The sequence below is a fragment of the Alphaproteobacteria bacterium genome (assembly GCA_005883305.1).
Classification (GTDB): domain Bacteria; phylum Pseudomonadota; class Alphaproteobacteria; order Sphingomonadales; family Sphingomonadaceae; genus Allosphingosinicella.
In genome coordinates, this window is sequence record VBAC01000001.1 from 2,633,944 (window position 1) to 2,649,792 (window position 15,849).

Genomic DNA, 15,849 nt, shown 5'->3' on the forward strand with positions numbered 1-15,849 from the left:
GTCCCCCTATGGCAGCGGCGCGAGCAACGCGTCGAGGCCCGAGGGCCCGGTCCCCACCCGCTCCAGCGCTGGATAGCGAAGCCCGTCATGATAATCGAGCGCGACCTCGCGATAGCGGTCGCCGCGCTTGATCAGCAGGCGGATCGGATCGCGGCTGGTGTGGGCGGCGGCGATGGCGCGGCGGAACAGGTCGTTGGAATATTGCTCGCCGCCCACCGCGACGATCGTCGCCCCCGCGGTGGCGCCGACGTCGAACATCGGCGAATCCCAGGCCACTCCGCTGATCCGCCCGCCCTCGCCGATCACCGCTCCGACGCTGAAGGTGAGATCGAGGATCTTGCGGTCCTTCTCGCGCGACTTGAAGTAAGCCGAAGGCGTGTCGCGATAGACCAGCCGGTAGCCGCCGGCGGCGATCCAATCGAGCGGCGCATGCGGGCGGACCCGGTCCACGCGCTCGTGGAGGTAGGCCGCCCAGTCGAAGGGCGCGATTGCGTTGAGGGTCGCGACGACGTCGTCGAAAGTGTAGGTGGCGACGCCCTGATCGCCCGGGTTCACGCCGAAGAAGGCGCGGGCGAAATCGTTCATCGAGCGGCGGCCGCCGCTAAGCTGTCGAAGCCGGGCATCCACCTCGAGCCAGATCAGCATGCCTTCCGAATAATAATCCTCGCCGCGCATCCAGCTCGGCCAGGGCTGCGAGCGGCGCGCCTGGACGATCGGGTCGTTGGTCGTGTCGATCAGCGGGCGCCAGGAGCGGCCGGGAAGGGTGTCGTAGAAGGCGGCGGTGCGCGCGAGCTCGTCGAGCACGTCGGCGGTCGGCATCAGGCCGGAGCGCGCGGCGAGGATATTGCCCCAGAATTGCGTCTGCCCCTCGTAGACCCAGAGCAGGCTGTCGCGCATCGGCACGTTGTAATTGGGCGTCCACAGGTCCGCCGGGCGGCGGTACTTGCCGTTCCAGCTATGGGTGAACTCGTGGGTCAGGAGGTCGCGTCCCGCCGAGCCCGAATTCCAGTCGGTGAAATAGTCGCGCGGGTGGCTGTTCTCGGACGAGCGCAGATGCTCGAGCCCGATCCCGCCGAGCTCGTCGGTCAGCGCGACGAGATATTCGTACTCGTCGAAATGGACCGTGCCGAACAATTTGACTTCCTGCTCGGCGGCGCGGCGGTGGATGGCGATCTGCTCGGGAGTCGCGGCGAGGTCGCCCGGTTCGTCGGCAAACAGGTTGAGGTTGATGTTCTCGGTCAGCCGCTCGCGCCGGTAATAGCGCCCGGCGAAGACCGGGGAGTCGACCAGGGTCTCGTAGGGCACGGTGCGATAGGTCAGGCGGTTGCCGGCTCTGGCGGCGACGTCGAGCGAGGTCGCCGCGCTCCAGCCGGCGGGATAGGCGACGACCGCCTCGATCGGGATTCCGCGGGTGAAATAGCCGGCCGGGTAGAGCGACATCTTCTCCCATTGCAGGTTCAGCATGTTGGGGGTCATCGTCACCCGGCCCTGGCCGGGATCGGTCGGCGAGAGATGCTGGAATTCGACGCGCAGCGATCGGGCGCCCTCGGGCACGTCGACGTGGAAGGCGTAGACGTAGGAGGAATCGCGCCGCCACTCGACGGGGCGGCCGTTGGCGGTGATCCGAAGGCCGGCGATCGAGTTGATCGGTCCGCGCGGTCCGTGATTGCCCGGAAGCCATTCCGGATAGAGCAGGGTCAGCGGCCCCGGTCCGGCGACGGGGATCGTTTCGACGACCCGGTAGATGCCGCGGCTGGTGTCGCTGGCGTCGACCTCGAGGCGCAAGGTACCGGGATAAGGCACGTCGCGCGGCGCGGGCATGGCGGCTTCCATCGGCAGCGGCTGGGGAATTGCCGTGCCGACCTGGGCGAGGGCGGGCATGGCGATGCAGGCGGCGGCGGCGAGCAGGACGAGACGCATGGGGCGGACTCCGAGAGAAGGCGCGGCCTCTCTAAAACCTCGGCCGAGCCATCGTCCAGAGGGTTGGGGGGTTCGCGCGGAGCATAACCTCTCCCCCGTTCCCCGGCGAAGGCCGGGGTCCAGGCCGGCGCGAGCCGGACTCGGGCGTAAAGGTGGAGAAAAAGCCTCCGGCTCCTGGGCCCCGGCCTTCGCCGGGGAACGAGGGAGAGGGAGTCTTCCGAGCCCCTCAACGGCGACCGCGCCTACCCCTTGGCCCGCTCGATCGCCTCCATGATGAACCGCTCGGCGACCTCGCGGCCGCCCCAGCCGTTGAGCTTGGCCCATTTGCCGGGCTCGAGGTCCTTATAGTGGGTGAAGAAATGCTCGACCTGCTGCTTGACGATCGGCGGCAGATCGTCCGCCTCGTCGACGTCCGAATAATAAGGGAAGGTCGAATCGACCGGCACGGTGATCAGTTTCTCGTCGCCGCCCTTGTCGTCGTCCATCAGCAGCACGCCGACCGGGCGAACCCGGATCACGCAGCCGGGGATCAGCGGCGAGCGGGCGATGACCAGAGCGTCGAGCGGGTCGCCGTCCTCGCCCAAAGTGTGAGGTACGAAGCCGTAATTGGCCGGATAGCGCATCGGGGTGTGGAGGATGCGGTCGACGAAGATCGCGCCCGATTTCTTGTCGAACTCGTATTTCACCGGCTCGCCGCCGAGCGGCACTTCGATGACCACGTTGATTCGCCCGGGCGGCTGGTCGCCCGCGGGGATGAGATCGATGTTCATGATGGCGCGCGCCCTACACTGGCCGCTGTTGCGAGTCACGCCGCGGCGTTGCATGAGGCGGGGCGATGAAAATAGCGATCTGCATTCCCCGCTACGGCGACACCAAGGGCGATTTCGCGATCAGCCTGGCGCGGATGATCGCCCACAGCCTGGGGCCCCGGCAGGACCCGAGGCTGGAGATCGAGATCTTCTCGGTCTCGTCGTCCGACTTGCCGCTGAGCCGCACCGAATTGCTCAAAAGCGCGATCCAGTGGCAGGCGCGCTACCTGCTGTGGCTCGACAGCGATCATGTGTTCCCGCGCGACGCTCTGCTTCGCCTGCTCGCCCACAAATTGCCGGTCGTCGGCTGCAACCAGCCGCGCCGCGCCGATCCCACCGGCCCGGTCGCGGTCAAGCTGAACGCGGCGGGCGAGATGGAATATGTCTGGACGACCAAGGCCAAGGCGGCGGCGCGCGAGGTCGAGGAGGTCTGGCACGTCGGCCTCGCCTTCTGCCTGATGGACATGAACGTCCTCCACCAGGTGAAGGCGCATGTGGAGCAGGGCGTCGGCTGGGATCAATGGGCGCCGTTCGACCGCAAATTGCTGCCGGGCACGAACGCGCGGATGGGCGAGGACGTCTCCTTCTTCCGCGAGCTGACCGACGCCGGGGTCAAGGTCCATGTCGACCATGCTCTGTCCTGGGAGGTCGGCCATATCCACGAGCGGGTGATTACCAACGCCGATGCCGAGGCGCAGAAAGAGGCCTGGCTCGCGCGCAAATCCTGAGCGGTTCCCAAGCGACCCAAAACTGCTAAGTGGCCGCCTTGTGAGCAAGGGTCCGCAGAAGGTCCGGGGAACCCAGGACATGATCGGCGAGGAGGCGGACCGATTCCACCGCGTCGTCGACGCGTTCGATCGGGTGCGCCGGCTCTACGCCTTCCAGCATATCGAGGTGCCGGTGTTCGAGGCGACCGAGGTGTTCGCCCGATCGCTCGGCGAGACCACCGACGTCGTCTCCAAGGAGATGTACACGTTTCTGGACCGCGGCGGCGAGAGCCTGACCTTGCGCCCTGAATTCACCGCCGGAATCTGCCGCGCCTTCATCTCCGACGGCTGGCAGCAATATACGCCGATGAAGGTCGCCACCTGGGGCGCGGCCTTCCGCTACGAGCGCCCGCAAAAGGGCCGCTTCCGCCAGTTCCACCAGCTCGACGCGGAGATCATCGGCGCCGCCGAGCCCGCCGCCGATGTCGAGCTGATCGCCATGGCCGCGCAATTGCTCGGCGAGCTCGGCCTTGCGGATCGCGTCGAGCTCAGGATCAACACGCTCGGCGATCCGGCGACTCGCGAGGCCTGGCGCGCGGCCCTGGTCGAGCATTTCGCGGCGCGCGAGGCCGATCTTTCCAACGAAAGCCGCGAGCGGCTCGAGAAGAACCCGCTGAGGATCCTCGATTCCAAGCAGCACCAGGATTTCCCGGTCGTCGACAGCGCCCCGGTGATCGACGATTTCCTGACCCAGGAAGCCGCGGACGTGTTCGGCGCGGTCACCGCCGGGCTCGACCGGATCGGGGTCAAATGGACCCGCGACGCGCGGCTCGTGCGCGGCCTCGATTATTACCGGCACACCACGTTCGAATATGTCACGAGCGATCTCGGCGCCCAGGCCCAGGTGGTCGGCGGCGGCCGCTATGACGGGCTGATCGAGAGCATGGGCGGCCCGTCGACCCCGGCGGTCGGCTGGGCGGCGGGGATCGAGCGGATGGCGATGCTGCTCGACATGCCCGAGGCCTCGGGGATCGACGCCGCCTTGGTGCCGATGGGCGAGGCGGCCATGGCGGAATCGACGACGCTGATCGCCGCGCTGCGCGGCGCCGGGCTGGTTTGCGACATGGCCTTTCGCGGCAACCTCAAGCGGCGGATGCAGAAGGCCGGCGCCAGCGGCGCCCGGCACGCGGTGCTGATCGGCGACGACGAGCTCGCCCGCGGCGGCGCCACGGTCAAGAATCTCGCGAGCGGGGAGCAGCGCGACGTGCCCTTTGCCGGCCTTGCGGCGTTTCTCGGCGCGTCATGACTCCTTTCTCGGCCGAACGGATCGCCGCCATCGAGGCGCGCAAGGAAGAGCTGCAGCAGGCGATGTCGGCGCCCGATCTCGCGGCCGAGACCTTCGTGCGCCTGTCCAAGGATTATGCCGAGATCTTGCCCGTCGCCGAGGCTGCGCGGGAGGTCCGGCGGATCCGGGCCGAAATCGAGGTGATCCAGGAGATGCTCGCCGATCCGAGCCCCGAGATACGCGACATGGCGCAGGAGGAGATGGCGGCGCTCCAGACGCAGCTGCCCGAGGCCGAGCGCGCGCTGGCGCTGAAGCTGCTTCCGCGCGACGCCGCCGACGAGCGCGCGGCGATGCTCGAGATCCGCGCCGGTACCGGCGGAGACGAGGCGGCCCTCTTCGCCGGCGACCTTTTGCGCATGTACCAGCGCTACGCCGAAAATCGCGGCTGGCGCTTCGAGATGATCTCCGCCAGCCAGTCCGAGGTCGGCGGCTTCAAGGAAGCGATCGCCTCGGTCTCCGGCCAGGGGGTGTTCGCTCGGCTGAAGTTCGAAAGCGGAGTCCACCGCGTCCAGCGCGTGCCGGTGACGGAGAGCGGCGGGCGAATCCATACCTCCGCGGCGACCGTCGCAGTCCTGCCCGAGGCGGAGGATGTCGACGTCCAGATCGACGACAAGGACCTCAGGATCGATGTTTACCGCTCGTCGGGCCCCGGCGGCCAGTCGGTCAACACCACCGACAGCGCGGTGCGGATCACCCATTTGCCCACGGGCCTCGTCGTCATCCAGCAGGACGAGAAATCGCAGCACAAGAACAAGGCCAAGGCGCTGAAAGTGCTTCGCACCCGCCTCTACGAGCTGGAGCGCGAGCGGCTGGCCAGCGAGCGGGCCGGAGCGCGCAAGTCGATGGTCGGCTCGGGCGACCGCTCGGAGCGCATCCGCACCTACAATTTCCCGCAAGGGCGGGTGACCGACCACCGAATCAACCTCACCCTCCACCGCCTCCCCGAAATCCTCGAAGGCCAGCTCGACGAGCTGATCTCGGCATTGAGCTCCGAGGACGAGGCCGAGCGGCTGGCGAGCCTGGATGAGAGCTGAGCAGCCCAAGAAGCCCTCCCCCTCGATGGGGGAGGGTTTGGGTGGGGGTGGAGTCTCCGGAAAGACCCCGCCCTTCATTGACGTTCACCCCACCCCAACCCCTCCCCATCAAGGGGAGGGGCTTGTCCGCCGCGTCCTCGCCGACGGCGCGGCCCGCCTTGCCGCGGTCAGTGACACGCCCCGTCTCGATGCCGAGCTGCTGATGGCCCACGCACTGGGAATCGAGCGCGAGACGCTGCTGCTCCGCCGCCTGGACGATTCCGTCCCTGCCTCCTTCGCCGCGCTCCTCGACCGCCGCCTCGCCCACGAACCGGTCGCCTACATCACCGGCCGCCGCGCCTTCTGGACGATCGCGCTGGAGGTCGGCCCCGGCGTGCTCATCCCGCGCCCGGACAGCGAGGCCCTGATCGAGGCGGCGGTGGTGCGGTTCGGAAAGGCCGGGCCGCGCCGGATCCTCGATCTCGGCACCGGGCCGGGCACGTTGCTGCTCGCCGCGCTCGACCAGTGGCCCGAGGCGAGCGGGCTCGGCGTCGACGGGTCGCCCGCCGCTCTGGCCTATGCCCGCCGAAACGGCGATGCGCGCGCGGAATTCCGCCTCGGCGACTGGGGCGAAGCGATCGCCGAGCGCTTCGACCTCATCCTCTGCAACCCGCCTTATGTCGAAGCGGGGGCCGACCTTCCGCCCGATGTCGCGCGCTATGAGCCCGATGCCGCGCTCTATGCGGGGCCCGACGGGCTCGATTGCTACCGGCTCCTCGCGCCGCAGTTTCGCGCCCTTCTCGCGCCCGGCGGAATCGTCTGCCTCGAGATCGGCGCCGGGCAGGAAAGCGCGGTGAGCGCGCTGATGGCGGCGGAGGGATTCACGATAGAGTCACGCATGGACCTTAAAGGGATCGCTCGATGCCTCGTCTTGAGCGTTGATCCAGAATAAGACTTTTTTCCTTGGATTTCCGTATTTCGCTGTCTACATAGGGCGCAGGGACGGGGCCAAGCACAGCAGCGGATGCGTGAAGGCCTGACGTCGCCGACCCCCGATGGCTTGGTCGCTTGCGAAGAGGCGGTTTCGGAAGTGGTGGCTGGCGCTGCATGCGGCGCTCGCCTCCCGGGTCGCGCAAGACAAGGAGGCCGGGACAGGCCCGGCTGCAACGTGGGGCAATAGCACTCGCTTGGTAAGGATTTTCGTTTGATCAACAATCGTCAGGGCGGCCGCAGGCGCGGCCGCGGCGGCAGCGGCGGCGGTCGTCCGCCGGGCGCCAACCCCAATCCGGGCAACCGCCAGGACAACCGGCAGCGCGGCAACGCGGCCCAGCTGCTCGAAAAATATAAGGGCCTCGCCCGCGACGCCCAGATGGGCGGCGATCGCGTCCAGACCGAATATTACCTTCAATATGCGGATCATTACTTCCGCGTCCTGAACGAGAGCCGCTCCCGCTTCGAGGAGCAGCGCCGCACGCGCGACGACTATCAGGACGATGACGAGGATCAGGACCAGGAGGCCGAAGGCTCCCGCGACTCCTCCGACCGCGACGACGAGGACAACGAGTCTCAGGTGCGCGAAGAGCCCCGCCGGGAAGAGCCTCGCCAGGAAGAGCCTCGCCGCGACGCCCGCAACGGCGAATATCGAACGCGCCCGCGGCGCGAGCGCCGGCCGGAGCGCGAGGAAGGCGACGAGGAGCGTATCGCGCTCGACGTGCTCCCGCCGGCCATCTCGCCGGCGAACGAGGAAGGCGAGGCCGAAGCGCCCCGAGCGCCCCGCGTCCGCCGTCCGCGCCGACCGCGCGACAATGACGAGGACATCGCTCCCGCGGCGTAAGGCCGGGCGCATTGTTCATTGACCTGTAACCCGCACTGTAGGACGCTTCCCCTCAAACAATGAGGGAAGCGTCCTGATGCGTTCGGTCTTTCTGCTGTCGGCCCTCTTCGCAAGCTCCGCGCTCGCCCAGATCAGCGCCGAGATTCCGCCGCCTTCGCAGAGCGCGCAGGGCGAGGTCGCGGTGACCATCTACAACAACAATCTGGCTTTGGTGCAGGACCGGCGCCAGCTCGCCATCCCCTCGGGCCGCTCGCGCCAGGAATTTCCCGACGTTTCCGCCCAGATCCGCCCGGAGACGGTGACCCTGACCGGCGACGGCATCGGAATCGTCGAGCAGAATTTCGATTTCGACCTGCTCTCGCCCCAGGCGCTGATGCAGAAGGCGGTCGGCGAGACGGTCACGCTGGTGCGGGTCAATCCCGCGACCGGCGCCGAGACCCGCGAGCGCGCCCGGGTGCTCGCCGCGAACGGCGGCGTCGTCCTCCAGATCGGCGAGCGGATCGAGGTGCTTCGCGACGACGGGCTGCCGGTTCGGGTGATCTTCGACCGGGTGCCGGAGAATCTGCGCGCGCGCCCGACCCTTTCGGTCACCGTGCAGAGCGAGGCCGCCGGGCGGCGGCCGCTGACCCTCACCTACCTTACCCCCGGCCTCGGCTGGAGCGCCGACTATGTCGCCCTGTTCGACGAGGGCGCAGGGCGGATGGACGTCCAGGGCTGGATCACTCTGACCAACAGCAGCGGAACGCCCTACACCAACGCCAACGTGCTGCTCGTCGCCGGCGCCGTCGGAGTGATGGGCCAGCCGCAGCCCTACCCGGCGCGGCGCGGCGCGACCGCGCCGCTCCGGCAGGCGGGCACTGAGACCGCGGACCGCGAGCGGCTGGGCGATTTCTACCTCTATCCGCTCCCCGAGCGGACGACGATCGCCAACCAGCAGACCAAGCAGGTGAGCTTCCTCGACGTCCACAATTCGCCGGCGAGCCGGGCCTACGAATATCGCAACGCCTGGATGCACACGACCGACCAGCCGGAAAGCGCCAATAGCGTGCTTCGCTTCTCCAGCGCGCGCGAGCAGGGCCTGGGCGACGCGCTCCCGGCCGGCACGGTCCGCGTCTATCAGCGCGACGCTCGGGGCAATCCGCAATTCGTCGGCGAAAGCCCGATCGGCCACACCCCGATGGGATCGGCGATCGGGCTCAGCACGGGTCAGGCGTTCGACGTCAAGGTCCATCCGGTCGTGGAGCGGCGCGAGCGCGTCTCCGACGTTCGCTTCCGAACGACGATGCGCTACACGCTGACCAACGCCACGCCCGTCCCTGTGACCGTCGACCTGATCCAGGCGGGCCTGTGGGCCGACACGCGCATTCTCCAGGAAAGCCAGCCGAGCCAGCGCGGGTCCGCGGACGATACTTTGTGGCACGTCACCGTCCCGGCCAATGGCGAGGCGAGCGTCACGGCGACCTTCGACACCAGGTACTGAGCCCGCCGATGCGCCGGCTGGCCCACGCTTTGTTGCTCGCGCTCGCTGCCTGTCCGGCAGCGGCAGAGGCCCAGCGGGTCGTGACTTCCCCCGGTCCCGGCCACGTCGCCGTCACCGTCTATCGCGATCCGAATCGCGGGCCCGGCGACGCCTTCAATCTCAACTGGCTGAACGGCTACGCCCTGATCAGCGAGACCCGACAGATCACGCTGGAACCGGGCGAATCCGAAATCCGCTTCGAAGGCGTCGCCGGCGGCATCATCCCGCAAAGCGCGATCGTCACCGGCCTTCCGGAAGGGCTGATCGAGCGCAACCGCGACGCTTATCTGCTGTCGCCGGCAACGCTGCTCGACCGATCGCTCGGCCGGCGCGTGACGATCCGGCGGACGTCGCGGGCGACCGGCGCGGTGAGGGAGACCGAGGCGATCATCCGAAGCAGCGCGAACGGAGCGGTCGTGCTCCAGACGGCGGACGGCTTCGAATCGCTGCGCTGCACCGGTCTCAATGAAACTTTGATCTACGATTCGGTGCCGCAGGGCCTTTCGGCGCGGCCGACCTTGTCGGTTCGCGCCCGTTCGTCCGGTTCGGTGACGGCGACCGTCACGCTCTCCTATCTCGCCAGCGGCTTCGACTGGCAGGCCAATTATATCGCCAATCTCGACGAGGACGGCCGCCACCTCCAGCTCTTCGCCTGGCTTACCCTCGCGAGCAACGACGAGACGAGCTTCCCCGACGCCGATGCCGCGGCCGTCGCCGGGCGCCTCAACCGCGAGCCGATCCGGATCCAGCCGCGCGAAGGCGGCCCGCTCAACCTGCAATGCTGGCCGCAAGGAACGACGAGCGACATTCTCAACAGTCTACCCCCGCCTCCGGCCCCGCTTTCGGCGGACTTCGCCGGCGAAGCGATCACCGTAACCGGTTCGCGGGTTCGGCGCGCCAATCTCCAATCCGCGGCTCCGGTCACCGTGGTGAATGCCGAGCTTGAAGCCTTGGGCGACGTCAAGCTCTACCGGATTCCGGAGCCGGTCACCGTCGCCGCCAACGGGCAGAAGCAGGTCGCTCTGCTCCACCGCGATTCGGTAGAGGCCGATCTCGTCTACCGCCGGCATGTCGGGTTCTTCGACGGCAGCGACGCCGAACCCCAGCCCGCGACCCTGGTCCTCGTCACCCGCAACCGGGAGCGGCAGGGGCTCGGGCTGCCGCTGCCGGCCGGCCAGATGGTCCTGTTCGCGGCCGGCGAGGGCCGCCCGATCCTGCTCGGTCAGGGCACGGTGGAGGATCTCGCGGTCGGGCAGGACGTCGACATCGAGCTTGGCGAGATGGGCGGGGTCAGGACTGAGCTCACCTCCGTCGAGCGCGGGAAGGGGCGCCGCGACTATGTGTTGCTGGTCACCAACGATCATTCGGCCGCGGTCCGCTTCGAGGCCGAGTTCGCGGATTCCGGTCCGAGCTTCCGCCCGTCCTCGCGCCTCGGCCGGCGCAACGGGCATCCGCTGTGGACGGTCACGGTCCCCGCCAACGGCAACGTAAGCCTGCGCTATCGCCTGATCATGCCCGAGGAGGAATAGGCGCCCCGTTGCGTTCGCCAAATTGGGGGGCGCGCGAACGGGTTCCCCTTCCCTCGATGGGGGAGGGGCCCCGAGGAGGGGTGGACTATCCGCAGGGACACAGACCTTCATCAACTCCACCCCCACTCAACCCTCCCCCATCAAGGGGGAGGGCTTTTGCGATCCGCTTCGCGAGCGCGCCTTGCCGGCGGGTGCGAGGCGAATGTTGGCGGCGTAACGATCCCCGCCTAATCTCTCCCTACGGGCCGAGTCGGGGTGCGGCCGGCCTTCAGCGAGGGGAGATGATATGGCGCAGGACAATCCGAATTATCCGGTCGGGACCGCTTCGGTGAACTGGCTCGACAATCAGGGCCAGGTTCACATCCGGGTATATTCGACCGACGGCTACAACGTGATCGAGCGCTGCTGGGACGGCAACGGCTGGTACACCGGCTCCTTCGCCCAGCCCGGCGCCAGCGTCTCGGCGACCGCGTGGCAGGGAAGCGGGGGCCTGTCGATCCGGGTCTATTGCACGGCCCAGGACAAGACCGCCGAATGGTGCATCGACCAGGGCGGCGGCTGGTATCAGGGCGCCTACACCACGGAATGAGCGTCCTTCGATACGCGTCTTCGCCAGGCTCAATGCCGTATCGAAGCACAAGCTCGGTCCCTCCTCGGGATGAGCGGTTCAGTATCAACTGATCGAGCCCCGGCCACCTTTCTCGCGCGTCGTCGACAGAAGGCGTTTGCATTCGCCTCCGGATCATGACCTCAGCTTGTTGCGGAGCCGAACTGCGGCCCGGCAATCAGGCGAGGACAAGGCATGAGCAATAGTTTCCAGACGGCTGCGGTGAGTTGGTTCGACGAGGCGGGCAATCTGCACATCCGGGTCTATTCCAGCGACGGCTACAAGGTGACCGAGATGTGCCTCGATGGCCCCGGCGGCTGGTTCGCCGGCTCGTTCAACCAGCCGGGGGACCACGTCTCGGCGACCTGCTGGCAGCAGAACGGATATCACGTCCGGGTCTATTGCTCGTTCGAGGGCAAGTGCGTCGAATGGAGCCTCGACGAAGGCGTCGGGTGGACGAAGGGCAAATATCCGGGCTGATCGCCGGCCGCGCGCGGCTCGCCCGGTTCTCTTCTCTCGGGCAGCCTCAATTGGCTTCGACGGATTGCGCACAATTTGGAGTCATCCCGGCGAAGGCCGGGACCCATGAACTCGGACGGGCAAATGCAAGCCCGTAGCCGAGCATATCCTCGATGGCCTGTGTTCATGGGTCCCGGTCTTCGCCGGGATGACTCCCAAAATCAGACCACCGCGTCTCGATTTTCTAATCGAGTCCGGATCTTAGGCCGACGAACCGACCCTAGGCGCGCTTCACCGGCCTCGGCCGGTGATTCTCGTCGAGGGCGACGAAGGTGAACAGGCCTTCGGTGACCTTGACCTCGCGCGTGCCGCGCTCCCGGCTGGCGATCACGTCGATCCGGATGCCGAGCGAGGTGCGGCCGATTCGCTCGACCCGCGCATAGACGGAGATGACGTCGCGCAGCAGGATCGGCTCGAGGAAGTTCATCGCGTCGATCGCCACGGTCGCCACCGGCCCGTCCGCCTCGCGGCTGGCGATGATTCCGGCGGCGATGTCCATCTGGCTGAGCACCCAGCCGCCGAAGATGTGGCCGTTGGCGTTGATGTCGGACGGGCCCGGCACGACCCTCAGGGTCGGCTCACCTCTCGCTTCGGTCATCGTCGTTCCAGTCGTTGCGGCCGGCCTCTTCGTCGTGCCCGGTCCGGTTGGAGAGAAAAATGAGGCCCATCAGGCCGGTGCCGACGAGCACGGTGAGACCGACGCCCGCGATCGTTGCGATCACCATGTGGATCGGCACCGGATCGCCGAAGCTCTTGAGATAGATCAGCGACAGAAGGACGCAGACCAAAGCGAGGAGCGCCATCCAGCGCATCGTCCGCTTGTAGCGCTTCCACGCCTCCGCCGCGCCTTCGTAATTCGGCGGCCGGCGCAGCGGGAGAGGATCGTGTCGAGGCATGGCTTCCCTTTGGCCTTCGCTTCTGGGATCATCAAGGGACCCCGAGTCGCTTCGAGCCGAAAGGGAGAATCATGACGATCGCGGACATCCTCCAGAGCAAGGGCAGCGAAGTGCTGACCATTAGCGGCGACACGTCGGTGCGCGACGCGGTCGCCCTCCTCGCCGAGCGCCGGATCGGCGCCCTGCCGGTGACCCGAGGCGGCGCGATCGCCGGGATCATGTCCGAGCGCGACATCATTTACCGGCTGCAGAGCGACGGGGCGGGAATCCTCGATTGGACGGTCGAGCGAATCATGACCGCGCCGGCGATCACCGTCACCCCGTCGACCGAGATCATGAGCGCTCTGTCGCTGATGACCCGCCGGCGAATCCGCCACCTGCCGGTGGTCGAGGGCGAGGCGATGGTCGGGCTGGTGTCGATCGGCGACCTGGTCAAGTTCCGCATGGACAAGATCGAGGCCGAGGCGGCGGCGATGCTCAACTATATTCAGAGCGTCTGAGCCGCCGTCCGATTCGGGCGGACGAGGGCCAGCACCTCCTCGACCACCCTTCGCTCGAAGACGATCAGAAGCGCCGCATAAGCCCCCGCGCCGATCGCGACGAGCAGCGACAGGCGGGTAAGCGCGTCGAGCTCCGGCAGCAGCCGGGTGTCCACCGCCCAGACGATCCCGGCCATGATCCCCGACGCCGCGAATCCCGGAGCGGCGGCGCCGAGCAGGGCGGAGCGGGTGATTCCGATCACCGGCAGCGACAGCTCGACCGTGGCGATCAGAAGCAAGGTCATCCCGCCGAGCCAGGCGAAGGCCAGCCCCATGCTCCCCCAATGCACGCCGATCAGGAAGAGGACCGGCATCAGCACCGCGCCGACCAACCCGGTCTTCACCGCCATGCGCGGATGGCCGAGCGCGTTGGAGGCGGGCGCGAACAGGATCTGAAGGGTCATCATCGCCATGGCCATCGACAGCATGGGGACGATCGGCGCGGCCTGAGTCCACTTCCAGCCGAGCAAGGCGGCGACCAAGGGCCCCGCGGTCACCGCAAGTCCGAAATAGAAGGGCAAAGCGACCAGCATGATCAGCCGGATCGACTTAAGGAAGGCGTGCTGGATCATGTCCGGCCGCGCCTGGATCCGCGAATAAGCGGCGAAGGCCACCTCGTTCAGCGGCGGCACGAACTTGGAGGCGACGATCTGGGTCACGAACAGGCCGGTCGTGTAGATTCCGAGCGTGTGCGGATCGAATCGGCCGCCGGCGATGAATATGTCGGCCTGGCTCTGGACGAACCAGCAGGCCTGGACGGCGATCATCGCCGCTCCGTAGCCGAGCATCTCGGACGCGCCCGCGAAGGCGAATCGCGGGCGGATCTCCCAGATCTTCGCCGCGTGGACGTAGCCCGCCGCGCGCGCGAACCAGAGCATTCCGGGCGCCGCCACCAGCGTCCATACGCCGAGGCCGGCGATCGCGCAGGCGACCGCGGTCAGCGCGCTCAGCACCGCGGCGGTGAGGTTGACCCGCGCCTGGCGCTTGAACTCGAGCCGGCGCATCAGCAGCGCATGGCCGAGCGCGTTGAACGGGTTGGCGAGGTAGAAGAGCGCCTGGACGCTGAGCAGGGTCGCCACCAGCGGCTGGTGGAAATAGGCGGCGGCGAACGGCGCGGCCGCGAGCTGCGCGGCGGCGAGTGCGGCGTTCATCAGGATCAGCATGCCGAACGCCTGGCCGATCTTGTGCCTGTCGGTCCGCTCGTCGCGCACCAGCGAGCTTGCGAATCCCCAGCCGTTGAACAGGTCGAGGAAGGTGAGCACCACGCCGGTCATCGCCAACAGGCCGTAGTCGGCGGGCGTCAGCATCCGGATGACGAGGAAGGTCGATGTCCAGGCGATCAGCTGGCCGACCAGCTGGCTGCCCGATTTCCACAGCACGCCCGATCGCACCCGCGCCGAGAAGCCCGCCGCGCCCGGCGTCGCGGGGCCGGGCTCGCCCGTCGCCTGCGACGGGGCGGGATCGGCGGCGTCGGCCGTCTGCTGGGGAAGCGCGTCCATGTGCCGGCTCGTTAGCCGCAAAGCGTTAAGTCCCCATTGAGGAGGCGCGATTCGAGGGGTTGACGGGCGCCGCCGGGCCGACCATATGGCGCCCTCCAGTGGCAAGCCGCGTCGCGGCAAGTCATTGGAATCTTTGAAAATCTATCCGCGAAGCCTTGAAGGGCGGCGAAAGCCTCCCCAAATAGGCTTGGTGACGGAGCCGGCTTCCACGCCGGTTTCGCTTTTCGAAAGGCTCGAACGGACGGGCCGGCCTTGGACCTTCGGGTTCGTCGCCGGCGCATCCTTTCGCGGCGATCGTCGGGGCCAAATCGGCCACGCCATATCGCCGGGAACTTTTCGAAAAAAAGCCATTGACGGGGGAAAGCCTCCTCCATATATGGCCGTTCACCGACGGGGCAGGGCTTCTGCCCGACCCGTTTGCGTCTCTCTTAACCGAAACCCGGTGTCCCGGATCAAAACGGGAAGGGGAAACGCGTCGGCTCTTTGACATTGTAGGTTTAGATGAAGGGACATGTGGGCGGCGGCCCCGGTCGCCAGCGGCTTCAAGGCGCTGGATGATCGGTTAAAGCCAAGCCGTTCCATGGACTGATCGTACGGGGCTTGCTCCAGCGATCGGTTTTACATGTCTCGTTACATATCCACAGTATATGTGAAGTGCAGGAACGGCTCCTTGAAAGCCGGCCCTAATTGCTCCGGGTTTTCCCTCGGGGCGCTTGGGTCGGACATAAACTTGAGAGTTTGATTCTGGCTCAGAACGAACGCTGGCGGCATGCCTAACACATGCAAGTCGAACGAGACCTTCGGGTCTAGTGGCGCACGGGTGCGTAACGCGTGGGAATCTGCCCTTGGGTACGGAATAACAGTTAGAAATGACTGCTAATACCGTATAATGACTTCGGTCCAAAGATTTATCGCCCAGGGATGAGCCCGCGTAGGATTAGCTAGTTGGTGAGGTAAAGGCTCACCAAGGCGACGATCCTTAGCTGGTCTGAGAGGATGATCAGCCACACTGGGACTGAGACACGGCCCAGACTCCTACGGGAGGCAGCAGTGGGGAATATTGGACAATGGGCGAAAGCCTGATCCAGCAATGCCGCGTGAGTGATGAAGGCC

General features: G+C 67.1%; 15 protein-coding genes and 1 rRNA gene. 11 read left to right on the plus strand and 5 right to left on the minus strand.

The window, feature by feature from the left end:
* Positions 1-6 precede the first annotated feature (6 nt).
* Together E6G92_13060 and E6G92_13065 are read right to left on the minus strand one after the other, a co-directional pair.
* Positions 7-1,920 carry a M61 family metallopeptidase gene (locus E6G92_13060; protein TMJ20617.1) on the minus strand — a complete coding sequence of 638 codons (1,914 nt, stop codon included), beginning with the start codon at positions 1,918-1,920 and terminating at the stop codon, positions 7-9.
* A 242-nt stretch (positions 1,921-2,162) separates the two neighbouring features.
* Positions 2,163-2,690, minus strand: coding sequence for an inorganic diphosphatase (locus E6G92_13065; GenBank protein TMJ20618.1), 528 nt, complete (start codon positions 2,688-2,690; stop codon positions 2,163-2,165).
* Between the two features lie 65 nt (positions 2,691-2,755).
* Here E6G92_13065 and E6G92_13070 point away from each other — a divergent pair, with 65 nt between their 5' ends.
* From E6G92_13070 to E6G92_13110, 9 genes are all read left to right on the plus strand, one after another.
* The gene (locus tag E6G92_13070; GenBank protein ID TMJ20619.1) at positions 2,756-3,457 is read left to right on the plus strand and encodes a hypothetical protein; all 702 of its coding nucleotides are present in this window, start codon (positions 2,756-2,758) and stop codon (positions 3,455-3,457) included.
* Positions 3,414-4,742 (plus strand): histidine--tRNA ligase, encoded by a 1,329-nt coding sequence (locus tag E6G92_13075; GenBank protein TMJ20620.1) that lies wholly within the window; start codon positions 3,414-3,416, stop codon positions 4,740-4,742. Before E6G92_13070 ends, E6G92_13075 begins: the two co-directional genes overlap by 44 nt.
* Entirely contained in the window at positions 4,739-5,815 is a 1,077-nt protein-coding gene (gene prfA / locus E6G92_13080) for a peptide chain release factor 1 (protein TMJ20621.1), read from the plus strand. The genes E6G92_13075 and prfA overlap by 4 nt, the downstream gene beginning before the upstream one ends.
* A 25-nt stretch (positions 5,816-5,840) precedes the next feature.
* A complete protein-coding gene (prmC, locus tag E6G92_13085; GenBank protein TMJ20833.1) occupies positions 5,841-6,746 on the plus strand; it encodes a peptide chain release factor N(5)-glutamine methyltransferase in 906 nt (301 codons plus the stop codon).
* Between the two features lie 252 nt (positions 6,747-6,998).
* A complete protein-coding gene (locus E6G92_13090; protein TMJ20622.1) occupies positions 6,999-7,628 on the plus strand; it encodes a DUF4167 domain-containing protein in 630 nt (209 codons plus the stop codon).
* Between the two features lie 76 nt (positions 7,629-7,704).
* Positions 7,705-9,108 carry a DUF4139 domain-containing protein gene (locus tag E6G92_13095; protein TMJ20623.1) on the plus strand — a complete coding sequence of 468 codons (1,404 nt, stop codon included), beginning with the start codon at positions 7,705-7,707 and terminating at the stop codon, positions 9,106-9,108.
* An 8-nt stretch (positions 9,109-9,116) separates the two neighbouring features.
* Entirely contained in the window at positions 9,117-10,676 is a 1,560-nt protein-coding gene (locus tag E6G92_13100) for a hypothetical protein (protein TMJ20624.1), read from the plus strand.
* 286 nt (positions 10,677-10,962) lie between these two features.
* Entirely contained in the window at positions 10,963-11,265 is a 303-nt protein-coding gene (locus E6G92_13105; protein TMJ20625.1) for a fucose-binding lectin protein, read from the plus strand.
* A gap of 213 nt (positions 11,266-11,478) precedes the next feature.
* Positions 11,479-11,763 (plus strand): fucose-binding lectin protein, encoded by a 285-nt coding sequence (locus E6G92_13110; GenBank protein TMJ20626.1) that lies wholly within the window; start codon positions 11,479-11,481, stop codon positions 11,761-11,763.
* 259 nt (positions 11,764-12,022) lie between these two features.
* Here E6G92_13110 and E6G92_13115 read toward each other — a convergent pair whose 3' ends face one another.
* Positions 12,023-12,400, minus strand: a complete 378-nt coding sequence (locus E6G92_13115) for an acyl-CoA thioesterase (GenBank protein ID TMJ20627.1) — start codon at positions 12,398-12,400, stop codon at positions 12,023-12,025.
* A complete protein-coding gene (locus E6G92_13120; protein ID TMJ20628.1) occupies positions 12,381-12,698 on the minus strand; it encodes a hypothetical protein in 318 nt (105 codons plus the stop codon). The genes E6G92_13115 and E6G92_13120 overlap by 20 nt, the downstream gene beginning before the upstream one ends.
* Before the next feature lie 71 nt (positions 12,699-12,769).
* Here E6G92_13120 and E6G92_13125 point away from each other — a divergent pair, with 71 nt between their 5' ends.
* Entirely contained in the window at positions 12,770-13,198 is a 429-nt protein-coding gene (locus E6G92_13125; protein TMJ20629.1) for a CBS domain-containing protein, read from the plus strand.
* Here the strand turns inward: E6G92_13125 and E6G92_13130 are convergent.
* Entirely contained in the window at positions 13,186-14,736 is a 1,551-nt protein-coding gene (locus tag E6G92_13130) for a lipopolysaccharide biosynthesis protein (protein TMJ20630.1), read from the minus strand. The two genes, E6G92_13125 and E6G92_13130, sit on opposite strands and share 13 nt — an antisense overlap.
* A gap of 726 nt (positions 14,737-15,462) precedes the next feature.
* Here E6G92_13130 and E6G92_13135 point away from each other — a divergent pair.
* Positions 15,463-15,849, plus strand: a 16S ribosomal RNA gene (locus E6G92_13135); the annotation flags it as partial.